Here is a 12,616-nt window from a genome sequence, read left to right as displayed (position 1 = left end):
GATATAAAAAAAGCTTCACAGATCTGTGAAGCTTTTTTCGTTTTAAGTATATAAGATTATTTAATCATTTCAGTATATGGAATAATAGTATCATAGCCTTTGTTATTAAAATAGGATCTAGGATTCCCTTCTGATGTTGCTAAAACAAAATCTCCTCCCCAGGCTCCAAGACTTTTTATAGAACCTTTAAAATCTGAAAACAATCTTTCCTTAACAGGAGATTGATGAATAATTTTAGATATTAAATGCTCATGATTGTCTAATAGGATATTAAATTCCTTTAGATTGTTGCAATTTATCAAAGAGCTAGTTATTTCGCTAATCTCTTTTATTGCTTTGGTTTTATTAGTTTTATTAGACTTGTATTGTGCAATTCCTTCACGGCTATTTTGCTTTTTATTTAAGTATACAAAATATAGAGCTCCTTTGAATGTGGGATTAAAAGTTACTTCTTTAATTTCCCTATGTTTATTATTGCTTAATTGATAGGTTATGGGTTTATTGTTTTCTGCGCAAGCAATATCGTAACCAGAACCTCCAAAAGTCTTTGCTAAAAGCTGGTAAGCATCTACTTTAGCCCAATTTGCTATATTATTAATTAGGGTAGAAGATGAGCCTAAGCCCCATGATTGAGGAAAAGTCAATTTGGTTTCAACATGATATCCATCCTTTAAAAAATTTGGATTGAGCTGTTTTGCAGTTTGTAATATTTCAAATAACCTAATTGATTTGTCATCGGACATATTAGGAGCTCCCGCAATTATATCTTGTAGAGTCAATGTGGCTTCAAACCAGAGCTTATTTGTATAGTCTAAACTCTTCCAGTTAATTTTAGATTCATTAGTTTTTCTTACTTCTAAATACTGACCTTGAGCGGTAGGTATAGCTAAAGATAAAGCGCCATCCAGAACTACATATTCCCCTGTTAGTAATAATTTTCCGTTACTATAATATGTTTCGGCCTGCATATTTACACTTAAATTTACTTTTTTCTTAAGTTTTTTATCGCTTGAACAACAGAGCTATGTGTTGCTGTATGTGTTTTAAAATATTGAATAAGAGTGACTTTCTCTTCTTCAGTGGCTTCAAACTGATTTAAGATATTCATCAAATGCATTTTCATATGGCCTTCTTGAATTCCAGACGTTGTTAAAGAACGCAAGGCTCCAAAATTTTGTGCCAACCCAGCTACAGCTACAATTTGCATGAGTTCTTTTGCAGATGGCTCGTGTAGTAATTCTAAAGCTAATTTTACCAATGGATGTAAGCTTGTTAAGCCCCCCACGGTTCCAAGTGCTAAAGGAATTTCAATCCAAAAATAAAAGATGCCATTTTCAATTTTTGCATGGGTAAGACTACTGTAGGTTCCATTTCTGGAAGCATAGGCGTGTACACCAGCCTCTACAGCTCTAAAATCGTTTCCAGTGGCTAAAACTACGGCGTCTATACCGTTCATTATTCCTTTATTGTGCGTTACCGCTCGGAAGGGTTCTACTTCAGCAATTCTAACAGCCTGAAGAAATTTATTAGCAAATTCTTCTGGGTTTATAGAAGGGTTTTCGGTTAAATCTTTAACAGGGCAACTTACTTCCGCTCTTACCAAACAATCGGGTACATAATTAGAAAGAATACTCATAATAATTTCAATATTCTTTTCTTTTTTAGAAAAGGCACTAAAAACGAGAGCTTCTTCTCTAAAGGTTTTAGCAAATTGCTCTAAACAAGAGTTGATAAAATTGGCGCCCATAGCATCCAAAGTTTCAAAAGTGGCATGTAGTTGATAATAACCTTCTAGACTTTCGGTTTTATCGCGTAACTCTATATCTATAATTCCACCCCCACGTTTTTCCATGTTTTTTGTTATGGGTTTTGTGGCTTCAATAAGCTTAGGTTTTACAGTTTTAAAATAGTTTTGTAAAATCTTGAAATCCCCATGAAACATAAAATGAACTTGCCCTATTTTCGTAGTGGATAATACTTCAGCTTTAAATCCACCTCTCTCAGACCAGAATTTAGCAGCTTTACTCGCGGCAGCAACTACAGAACTCTCTTCAATTGCCATTGGAATAGCATGCATTTTTCCATTTATTAAAAAGTTTGGCGCTACTCCAAATGGTAAATAATAATTGGTAATGGTATTTTCTATAAACTCGTCATGGAGTTGTTGTAATTTAAAATTTGAATTCCAATATTGTTCAATGATATTTTTAGTATCAGGATTGTTATTGAAATAAGTGGAAACTATCCAATCGATTTTATGTGATTTAGAAAGTTTAGAAAAGCCTGTTATAGATTTACTCATGAAAATTTAAATTGGAATACAAAGATACTCTTCTTGTAATTATTTTTGTGCGCAATACATTTTAAAAGCCTATTTAACTGTTAATATTTGGTGTTTTTTGCTTAATTTTTAGTAAACTTGACAATATTTTTTTTGAAAAAACTTTTTTAATGAAATTTACAAGACATCTACTTTTGTTTTGCTTTTTAGCAACTCTCTTTACATCAGCCCAAAACAAAGAAATTACTTTAGAAGAAATTTGGAATGGTACCTTTAGAACCGAAGGTATGGACGCTTTACATTCTATGAAAAACGGACAGCAATACTCTGTTCTTGACTTTGATAGAAACTCCGGAGTAACGGCGATTGATGTTTACGATTATAAAACTTTGAAGAAAGTAAAAACCTTAGTTAATTCTAAAAATTTAGAGGATATAACTTATTTTACCAATTATACTTTTAGTGAAGACGAAAATAAAATCCTTCTAGCTACAGATGTAACACCTATTTTTAGACGTTCGACCTTAGGGATATATTATGTCTTTAATACAAAAACTGAAAAACTGACTCTAGTTGCTGAAGAAAAAATTCAAGAGCCAACCTTTTCACCAGATGGAACAAAAATAGCTTATGGATATAGCAACAACTTGTTTGTAAAAGATTTAAACTCTGGAAAAACAACTCAAATTACTTTTGATGGCGAAGAAAATAAAATAATCAATGGTATTACAGACTGGGTTTACGAAGAAGAATTTGGTTTTGTTAGAGCTTTTCAATGGAATGCAGCTAGTAATAAAATAGCTTTTATTCGTTTCGACGAAACACTTGTTCCAGAATTCTCCATGGATATTTATGGTAAAGACTTGTATCCAACTCAAGATGTGTTTAAATACCCTAAAGCCGGAGAAGCAAATGCATTAGTATCTCTTCATTTATACAATCTAAAAACAGATAAGCTGTCTGATGTAAAAGTAAATAAAGAATATCACGATTTTTATATTCCAAGAATTAAATGGACTAATAATCCGGATGTGTTAAGTGCTCAATACTTAAACAGACATCAAAATGAATTAGACTTATGGCTGATAGATGCCAATAAGAACACCGCAGAATTAGCTTTAGAAGAAAGAGATAATGCGTATGTAGATGTTACAGACGATTTAACTTTTTTAGAAGACAATAGCTTTATTTGGACTTCAGAAAAAGATGGTAATAATCATATATATCATTATTCTAAAAACGGAAAATTACTGAATCAAGTAACTAAAGGAAATTGGGAAGTAACTAGTTATTATGGTTACGATGAGAAACACGATAGAATATTCTACCAATCTACCGAAAATGGTTCTATAAATAGAGCAGTTTACAGCATAAAACTTAATGGAAGAGATAAAGAGCAACTAACAAAAGGGGAAGGATCTAATAGAGCTTCTTTTAGTGCAGATTTCTCTTATTTTATTAATTCTTTCTCAAATGTTTCAACGCCTCCAACTTTTACTCTAAACAATGCCAAATCAGGTAAATTAATTAAAAGTATAAAGGATAATGATAAACTATTGCAAAAACTAGCAGCATATAAAATGTCTCCAAAAGAGTTTAGTACCATTCGTATTAATGGAAATGATTTAAATATGTGGATGATAAAACCTGCTAATTTTGATGAGACTAAGGAGTATCCATTATTTATGTATCAGTATTCTGGGCCAGGATCTCAAAGTGTATCTAACAGTTGGGGTGGAGCAAATGATTATTGGTATCAATACTTAGCGCAAAAAGGCTATATTGTGGCCTGTGTAGATGGAAGAGGAACTGGGTATAAAGGAGCTGATTTTAAAAAAGTTACTCAAAAAGAACTTGGTAAATTTGAAGTTGAAGACCAGATTGATGCGGCTAAACAATTAGGTGAATTACCATATATAGATGCATCTAGAATGGGAATTTGGGGCTGGAGTTATGGTGGTTTTATGAGCAGTAATGCACTTTTCAAGGGGAACGATGTGTTTAAAATGGCTATTGCTGTAGCTCCTGTTACTAGCTGGCGTTTTTACGATTCTGTTTATACAGAACGTTATATGACAACCCCGCAAGAAAACCCAAGTGGTTACGACGATAATTCGCCAATAAATCATGTGGATAAATTAAAAGGCGACTTTTTACTAATTCATGGGTCTTCAGACGATAATGTACATGTTCAGAACACCATGAGAATGGTTGAAGCCTTGGTTCAAGCCAATAAACAATTTGAATGGATGATTTATCCAGACAAAAACCATGGTATTTATGGAGGAAATACGAGATTACATTTATACACTAAAATGACAGATTTTATAAATCAAACTATAGGAGATAAAACTAATTAAAAGTAAAATTGAACTAACTAAAATATAATAAACCTAAAAACTAAACTTATGAGCCAAGAAAATGATCCAGCTTTAATCAAGCACCTTGATAAAAAAGGTGTTGATGACGTTATGGTAATGGGACATCCAGCAGGACTGTTCATTTTATTTTTTACAGAAATGTGGGAACGTTTCAGTTATTACGGAATGCGAGCATTGTTAACAGTATTTTTAATAACAGAAATAGCTAAAGGAGGTTGGGAATGGTCTAATGCCGATGCAATGCAGCTTTATGCTTGGTATACTGGTTTGGTTTATTTAACGCCCCTATTAGGAGGTTTATTAGCAGATAAGTTTACTGGCTTTAGAAAAGCCATTTTATTAGGTGCTTTAATTATGACTTTAGGGCATGCATCTATGGCTTTAGAAGGGTTTAGTCCTAATTTTTTCTATGCAGGACTTGTTATGATGATTTTAGGTAACGGTTTATTTAAGCCGAATATTTCTTCTATGGTAGGAAATTTATATCCAGATTCAAGTTCTAAAAAAGATGCAGGTTATACTATTTTTTATATGGGTATTAATGCGGGTGCATTTTTAGGAATGTTACTTTGTGGATATATTGGAGAAAAAATAGGATGGCATTATGGATTTGGATTGGCTGGTGTATTTATGCTTTTCGGAATGTTACAATTCTATTTTGCAGGTAATATATTCGGTTCTATAGGTGAAACACCTAAAAAACAACTAGAGCAGGATTTAGAAAAAATTGCAGATGACGAAGACGAAATTGAAATTCCAGCAAATATTGTTAGAGATAGATTAGTGGTTGTTGGAGTATTAATGGTTGCAAGTATATTTTTCTTTTTTGCTTTTGAACAAGCAGGTGGATCTATGACCGTTTTTGCTAAAGATTATACACAGAGAGTTTTAGAAGGGAATTCCGGAGTTATTTTTAAATGGGTGGATGCTATTTTAACAATTTTCCCAATTTTAATAGTTACCTGGGTACTGTTCGGCTTAGGTAAGAAAATATATAAAAAATATCCACTAACAATTATTTTTACAGCAATTTCATTTGTTATTATTTGGATTTTAGGAGGCTGGAAAGTGTATAGAGAATTCAGTCTAGAGCAAACAGAAGTTACGGTTTCTTGGTTTCAAATTCTAAACTCCTTTTTTATTATCACCTTAGCTTCTTCATTTAGTAAAATGTGGGAAAAAGTATGGAATCCTTCTGGTCCAATTAAATTTGCAATGGGACTGGCATTAGTAGGACTTGGGTTTGTGGTACTTTCTATAGGTTCTAATAGTATTCCTCAAGGCGCAACTAGCGCATCTGTAAGTATGGTTTGGTTAATTATGGCCTATTTCTTTCATACAACGGGAGAGTTATGCTTGTCTCCAGTAGGACTGTCTTATGTATCTAAATTGTCGCCCAAACGTTTGGCAGGTTTGCTGTTTGGACTTTGGTTTACAGCTTCGGCAATTGCCAACTTTATTGCAGGAATGACAGGTTCATATATTGATAAAATTTCGCAAACGTATTCTATGTCTACCTTCTTCTTAATTATTGCATCTATACCAATTTTTGCGGCAGTAGTCCTATTGATTATAAATCCGAAATTGAAGAAAATGATGCACGGAATTAATTAATATTAGTAATTAACCAATTAAATACTTATTGCAATGAATACAGATATTGAAAATCTATTTAAAGACACCGTACTAGGGCATCCAGTCGGGTTATTTATCCTGTTTTTCACAGAAATGTGGGAGCGCTTTTCTTTCTATGGAATGCGTATCCTTCTAATTTTATTTTTAACAGCACCAATGGTGAGTGATAATCCTGGATGGGATTGGCCACGTGAGCATGCGTTATCATTAATAGGAACTTACGCATCACTGTTATATTTAACACCAATTGTTGGAGGTTGGATTGCAGATAAAATTACAGGTTATCGTATTGCGGTAATTATTGGTTGTTTGGTTATGACTCTAGGTCATGCGGCCATGGCTTTTGATACCACGCTAACATTTTATATTGGTTTAGCTTTATTGGTTATTGGAACTGGTTTCTTTAAACCGAATATTACTTCCATTATATCCGAAATGTATAAAACTAGAGAGTCCAAAAAAGATGGAGCTTACACTATTTTCTATATGGGTGTTAATGCTGGAGCTTTCTTTGGAATGATGCTTTGTGGGTATTTAGCTGAAAATTATGGATGGCATTGGGGTTTTGGTCTAGCAGGAATTTTTATGCTTTTGGGAATGCTTCAATTTATCTTGGCTCATAAAATATTTGGAAAAATTGGGGATAAACCAGCTAGAAAAGAAGAGGTTGTATTATCTCATAATGTAGATTCAACAGATCCTGAAGAAGTAGAAGAGGAGTTGAAAGCTGAAATCAAGCTTAATCCATTTACAAAATTTGATTACTTGTTAATCGCTTTATCGTCTATAGGAGGGTTACTTTATCTTTTTAATGATCCCTTAGAAACTATCTATTCTAAATCTTTAGTGCCTTTTGAAATTGGCGGAATGAGCGGTACAAATATAGTGGTTCTAGCTGCTTTAGCTATGTTTCTTGTTTTATTGATAACACGTATTGCACGTTATTTACCAATAGTAAGAGATAGACTGATCGCGGTTACAATATTTGCTCTTTTTACAGTATTTTTCTTTGCCTTTTTTGAGCAATCTCTAGGGTCAATGACCTTGTTTGCCAATGATTATACTGATAGAAGTCTGACTGGAAATACCGCAACTATATTCAAGATAATCGATGGCTTGTTAACTACAATCCCGCTAATTATTATAACCTATGTAATTGCTCTTATATTCAAGAAGACATTCACAAAAATTGGAGCTTCAAACATAGTACTAGCTATTGCATTCGCATTAGTATGGGGTCTAGTTATTTTCCGTTTATTCGATAAGTTTAGCCAAACAGAAATGACAGTAGATGCTACCTGGTTTGGAATTCTTAACTCGTTTTTTATAATTACTTTGGCGCCTATATTTTCTAAATGGTGGGAAAGTAAATACAATCCGAGTGCTGCAATGAAATACGGTATTGGATTAGTACTATTAGGTCTTGGTTTTGCTATTTTGTCTTATGGTGCAACAGATATTCCTCCAGGTGCTAAAACAGCCTCAGTAAGTATGATATTTTTAATACTTGCATACTTGTTTCATACTATGGGCGAATTATGCTTATCTCCATTAGGACTGTCATACCTTAGTAAACTCGTGCCAGCTAGAATGATTGGTTTTATGTTTGGAGTTTGGTATCTAGCTATTGCAGTAGGTCAAAAAGCGGCAAATACTATGGGAGGAATGATTGATAAAATATCAGAACAATATTCTTTAGGAACATTTTTCTTAATCTTTGCTGTAATTCCTGTAATTGTAGGGCTTATTTCTATGGCATTGAATCCGCTTCTAAAACGTTTAATGCACGGAGTGCGTTAATAGAGTAAAAACATAAAATAATATAAAAAAACACTTCAGTATTGAAGTGTTTTTTATATTTTAGGAACAATTTTTGAAAAGGATATACTTAAAATTTATATGTTTGAAAAATTACTTTTTAAATTAAGTAAGTATTTCAAGAAGTAACGACTAAGTTTAACATGAAGTTTTAAATTTTGAGAATAGCTTCAATTTGAGATATTAAAATAAATTAAAAAATGAAAAAAATACTCCCCCTAATCGCTTTAATATTAGTTGCAACCAGCATATCTGCTCAAGAAATTAATTGGATAACATTAGAAAAGGCTGTAGAGCTTCAGAAGAAAAATCCAAAAAAAATAATGATTGATGCCTATACTAATTGGTGCGGTCCATGTAAGATGTTAGATAAAAACACCTTTCAGAATAAAGATGTGGCAGCTTATGTAAATAAGTATTATTATGCAGTGAAATTTAATGCTGAAGGAAACGAAACCATTAATTTTAAAGGGAATACTTTTACCAATCCAGGATATAATCCAGCAAATAAAAACAGGCGTAATTCGCAACATCAATTGTCTGCGTATTTTAGTGTAAGATCTTATCCAACTATTTTAATTTTAGACGAACAAGCTGAGTTTTTAACACCAGTGATTGGGTATAAAACACCTCAACAATTAGAACTGTATTTAAAATTGTTTAAGGAAGATAAACATGTAGATATGAAAACTCAACAAGATTTCACGGCATATTCTAATGCCTTTAAACCTGAGTTCTCTAACTAATCTGCCTTTAGAGGAATAACGAAAGCTCCTTTTTTATTAGTTTGATGAAAAAGGAGCTTTTGTTTTTTACAAGTAGCTTCCCAACGTTGCATATAAGATTTGTAATTGCTCCCATCTGCAATAATTACTTGCGGTTGTAAAGAGTCTATTAACCTTTTTAAGTTAAGTTTAGGAGAGTTACTGAGTAATACATATTTTGGATTTAATGATTTTATATCATAAACTCCCAGACTATCTACAACCAATAACCATTTAGTGTCTATTTTATATAAAGTCTGTAAGCTGTCTACTTGGATGTCTGAAATATAATTGCTAGTGGTATAATTAGTAATCATAGTGCTATTGGCCTCTGTAGTGTCAATTATTCTAAGTTGTAATTGTAATTTTCTCCCTTTATGAACTCCTAATAGAGTGGAAGATCCTTTATGGAATACCACAAATTGTTCCTTTGTTTCTGTAGAATACTTGGTGGTAATAAGAACAAACTGACCTATTAAAATAGCAGTAAATACGTATAAGACTTGCTTATAACTTTTCTTCATATAGAGTTGGTAAACACTAATTATTAAAATATAGCTGGCTATAACCTGAAAAATGTTAAAAGGAATATCCTGAATCAAAAAGGTTTCTTGTTTTGCAATCCATTTGAAAAAACCATTCATAAGTTCAATTATCTTTCCGTAAGATGTAGATAGAAAGTCAGGAAGTAGATTTATAGTTGATAAAATAATTACTATTATCCCAAACCCTAGAATAAAACCTAGAAAAGGAATGGCAATAACATTAGAAAGGAAAAATAAACCAGGGACCTGATGGAAGTAATAGATACTAATGGGTAAAACACCAAATTGAGCCGCAATGGATACAATAAACGCTTGCCAAAATTTATCTGCTAACCAATATTTTGGATGCCAAAAACTATATAATATAGGATAAATAGTAACAATAGCAATTACGGCCAAATAACTTAACTGAAAACCAACATCAAAAAGTAGGTTGGGATTAAACATTAATAAAACAAAAGCTGAAGCAACTAATATATTTATGGTATTTCTTGGTCTATTTATATTCATAGCAACTGCAACAAAGCTAAACATGAGTGCAGCTCTTAGAACAGAAGCAGATAGTCCCGTTATTACAGCAAAAATCCATAAGCATATAATAATTAAGATAATTTTATAGATACGGCCATGCTTTATATACTCTATAGGTTTAAATAAGAAGTTTAGAAATAATAAAATAATACCCACATGCAAACCAGACACAGCTAGAATATGTATGGATCCAGCGTTTTTATAATCGTTGTAAATGTCTTCGCTTAATCCTTGTCTCTGTCCTAAGAGTAAGGCATTTATTATGGCTAGTTCATCGGGTTTAAAATTGTGACTTTGGAGTTTGGTATTTATATGTTTTCTAATGGCGTCTGCATACCCATACACTGTAAATCTCTTTTTTTCTGAAATAAAAACTTGCTCATACGGTAGATATATTTGAGAATAAATGTATTTGTTCTCCAGAAATTTTTTAAAGTTAAATTGATCTGGATTTAAAGGAGCTTTAATAGGGTGTATTTTTGTTTTTACAATCAGAATATCGTCTACGGCAAACACTGGGTTTAGGCTATCTTTTCTAATATTTAATAAGGATAAGCCTTCGACTGGGACCTGATTGATTTTTAGTATATTAACCACATATCTGTCGTTGAACTTGTTTGGTTTTAAGCTGTTTGAAACTTTAAGAGTTACTGTTAGAAGACTGTCTTGAACAAATTCTGAATTGTTGGTATAATGGTTTTTATGATTTTTTTGATTGTGGATGTTCGAAATCAGAACACCTAATGATGTCATCGTAATATATGCTATAACTCCAAACCAAATCGTCTTTTCTAAACGAGGTTTTGAAATAAAATATACAAGCGTTAATAAAGTGAAAAGTGTTCCAGTAACTTTAGCAGAAAACAGTAGAGGAATATCGAAAAATCTAGCCAATAAAATGCCCGTAACCAAACAAATGGTTAGCTTAATGATAATAAAGTCAAGTAGTTTCACATAAGTAAGATACTAAATATCTTACAATATGCGACGTGCCTGAACAAAGGCAAAATACCAATATTTTTCTGAAAGTTTGGAAGTAATTACTCCTGCACTGGTGGTAGAATGAATAAACTCTACAAACCCTCGTCGAGCTTCTGTAACAAGTCCTACGTGATTGATACGTCGGCTGTTTTTGCTAGTTGCAAAAAACAATAAATCTCCTTTTTGAACCTCTTTAACATCTACCCAGTTTCCTGTAGTAGCTAAACTACCTGTAGTTCTTGGAAGTTGAATGTTTTCGCTGTTAAAGGCAGTAGTAATTAAACCAGAGCAATCCATTCCTTTTTTTGTAGTTCCACCATATTTATAACGAACTCCATTGTATTTCTCTGCTGTTTGAATAATATTGTTAATAACCTTAGTGTCAGCTTTAGAGTTAGTTGGTGTGTTTGCTACTTTAGTAGTTTTTTGATTTTTTTTACTAGAGGTTTTAGCTTTTTTTGTCGATTTACAGGCAGTAATAGAAATAAGAAGTACTAATATGTAGGTTATTTTTCTCATGTTAATTTTTCTCGATAATGTTGTTGTAGATTAATTTGGCTGTTTTTTGGCTAGCTCCTTTGCCTCCTAATTTTTTCTCAAGTTCATAATATTCTAAATATAATTTAGCTCTTTCGTATGGGTCTAATATAATATTAAGTTCTTGTTTAAGCGTTTTAGTATTAAAATTTGTTTGAATAAGCTCTGTTACTACTTTCTTGTTCATTATTAAATTAACTAAAGATATATATTCTAAATTAACAACGCGCTTTCCAATTTGGTAAGAAATCCAGTTCCCTTTGTAGCAAACTACTTGAGGTACTTTAAATAGAGCTGTCTCCAATGTGGCGGTTCCAGACGTTACAAGGGCAGCAGTGGCTACAGATAATAGATCGTAGGTTTTATTAGATATAAATTTAACACTAGAACCTTTGGTAAACTGCTGGTAAAAGTGGTAATCCTGACTGGGAGCTCCAGCAATTACAAATTGATATTTAGGATAGTCTTTTACCACAGATAGCATAACAGATAACATTTTCTTTATCTCTTGTTTTCTACTTCCAGGTAAAATGGCAATTATAGGTTTCTCATTTAATTCGTAATCTGCTCTAAATGCGTATTCGTCAACTTGTGGTCTGTTTGCTATGGCGTCAATAGTTGGATGTCCCACAAAATGAACAGGGTAATTATGTTTCTTTTCGTAGAAATCTTTTTCAAACGGCAGAATTACATACATTTCATCCACGTCGTGTTTTATGGCTTTAATACGGTTTTCTTTCCAAGCCCATATTTGTGGAGAAATATAATAATGTGTTTTATAGCCTTTTTGTTTAGCCCATTTGGCAATTCGTAAGTTAAATCCCGGATAATCAATAAAAATAATTACATCAGGATTAAATGCTTCAATGTCTTTTTTACAAAAGGATAGGTTTCTAAATATAGTTCTTAGGTTTAAAAGAACTTCAGCAAAGCCCATAAAAGCTAAGTCTCTATAATGTTTAACTAAAGTACCGCTAGTTTTGCTCATTAAATCTCCTCCCCAAAACCGGAAAGAGGCATTTACATCTTCCTTTAGCAAAGCTTTCATAAGGTTAGATCCGTGTAAATCTCCCGAAGCTTCTCCAGCAATAATATAGTATTTCATATGTTTATATTATTCGTTTTTGATATATCACGCAATCT

At 32.4% G+C, this 12,616-nt stretch carries 9 protein-coding genes; 4 read left to right on the top strand and 5 right to left on the bottom strand.

The window, feature by feature from the left end; genetic code table 11:
• Window positions 1–56: 56 nt before the first annotated feature.
• Together OS188_RS02820 and OS188_RS02815 are read right to left on the bottom strand one after the other, a co-directional pair.
• Complete coding sequence (locus OS188_RS02820; RefSeq protein ID WP_267147301.1) at window positions 57–968, bottom strand: GYDIA family GHMP kinase; 912 nt, start codon at window positions 966–968, stop codon at window positions 57–59.
• A 14-nt stretch (window positions 969–982) separates the two neighbouring features.
• On the bottom strand, window positions 983–2,302 hold the full coding sequence (locus tag OS188_RS02815) for a hydroxymethylglutaryl-CoA reductase, degradative (RefSeq protein ID WP_267147300.1): 1,320 nt from the start codon (window positions 2,300–2,302) through the stop codon (window positions 983–985).
• A 149-nt stretch (window positions 2,303–2,451) separates the two neighbouring features.
• Here OS188_RS02815 and OS188_RS02810 point away from each other — a divergent pair, with 149 nt between their 5' ends.
• From OS188_RS02810 to OS188_RS02795, 4 genes are all read left to right on the top strand, one after another.
• Window positions 2,452–4,641, top strand: coding sequence for a S9 family peptidase (locus OS188_RS02810; protein ID WP_267147299.1), 2,190 nt, complete (start codon window positions 2,452–2,454; stop codon window positions 4,639–4,641).
• A 111-nt stretch (window positions 4,642–4,752) separates the two neighbouring features.
• Complete coding sequence (locus OS188_RS02805; protein ID WP_267147499.1) at window positions 4,753–6,276, top strand: peptide MFS transporter; 1,524 nt, start codon at window positions 4,753–4,755, stop codon at window positions 6,274–6,276.
• Between the two features lie 33 nt (window positions 6,277–6,309).
• Window positions 6,310–8,097 (top strand): peptide MFS transporter, encoded by a 1,788-nt coding sequence (locus tag OS188_RS02800; RefSeq protein ID WP_267147298.1) that lies wholly within the window; start codon window positions 6,310–6,312, stop codon window positions 8,095–8,097.
• Between the two features lie 218 nt (window positions 8,098–8,315).
• The gene (locus tag OS188_RS02795) at window positions 8,316–8,861 is read left to right on the top strand and encodes a thioredoxin family protein (protein ID WP_267147297.1); all 546 of its coding nucleotides are present in this window, start codon (window positions 8,316–8,318) and stop codon (window positions 8,859–8,861) included.
• Here OS188_RS02795 and OS188_RS02790 read toward each other — a convergent pair.
• The 3 genes from OS188_RS02790 to lpxB are packed head-to-tail and all read right to left on the bottom strand — an operon-like array spanning window position 8,858 to window position 12,578.
• Window positions 8,858–10,909, bottom strand: a complete 2,052-nt coding sequence (locus tag OS188_RS02790) for a ComEC/Rec2 family competence protein (RefSeq protein WP_267147296.1) — start codon at window positions 10,907–10,909, stop codon at window positions 8,858–8,860. The two genes, OS188_RS02795 and OS188_RS02790, sit on opposite strands and share 4 nt — an antisense overlap.
• A 21-nt stretch (window positions 10,910–10,930) precedes the next feature.
• Window positions 10,931–11,455, bottom strand: coding sequence for a C40 family peptidase (locus tag OS188_RS02785; RefSeq protein WP_267147295.1), 525 nt, complete (start codon window positions 11,453–11,455; stop codon window positions 10,931–10,933).
• 1 nt (window position 11,456) lies between these two features.
• Complete coding sequence (gene lpxB, locus OS188_RS02780; protein ID WP_267147294.1) at window positions 11,457–12,578, bottom strand: lipid-A-disaccharide synthase; 1,122 nt, start codon at window positions 12,576–12,578, stop codon at window positions 11,457–11,459.
• Between the last annotated feature and the right edge of the window lie 38 nt (window positions 12,579–12,616).

Source organism: Xanthomarina sp. F1114, from assembly GCF_026410255.1.
GTDB lineage: Bacteria > Bacteroidota > Bacteroidia > Flavobacteriales > Flavobacteriaceae > Xanthomarina.
The sequence above is the reverse complement of the archived record's forward strand: the minus strand, read 5'-3'. Positions and strand labels throughout refer to the sequence as shown.

Excerpts from the sequence above, each read along its gene's own strand:
- OS188_RS02820 (WP_267147301.1), bottom strand. The coding sequence starts at position 968 with ATGCAGGCCGAAACATATTATAGTAACGGAAAATTATTACTAACAGGG.
- OS188_RS02815 (WP_267147300.1), bottom strand. The coding sequence starts at position 2,302 with ATGAGTAAATCTATAACAGGCTTTTCTAAACTTTCTAAATCACATAAA.
- OS188_RS02810 (WP_267147299.1), top strand. The coding sequence starts at position 2,452 with ATGAAATTTACAAGACATCTACTTTTGTTTTGCTTTTTAGCAACTCTC.
- OS188_RS02805 (WP_267147499.1), top strand. The coding sequence starts at position 4,753 with ATGGTAATGGGACATCCAGCAGGACTGTTCATTTTATTTTTTACAGAA.
- OS188_RS02800 (WP_267147298.1), top strand. The coding sequence starts at position 6,310 with ATGAATACAGATATTGAAAATCTATTTAAAGACACCGTACTAGGGCAT.
- OS188_RS02795 (WP_267147297.1), top strand. The coding sequence starts at position 8,316 with ATGAAAAAAATACTCCCCCTAATCGCTTTAATATTAGTTGCAACCAGC.
- OS188_RS02785 (WP_267147295.1), bottom strand. The coding sequence starts at position 11,455 with ATGAGAAAAATAACCTACATATTAGTACTTCTTATTTCTATTACTGCC.
- lpxB (WP_267147294.1), bottom strand. The coding sequence starts at position 12,578 with ATGAAATACTATATTATTGCTGGAGAAGCTTCGGGAGATTTACACGGA.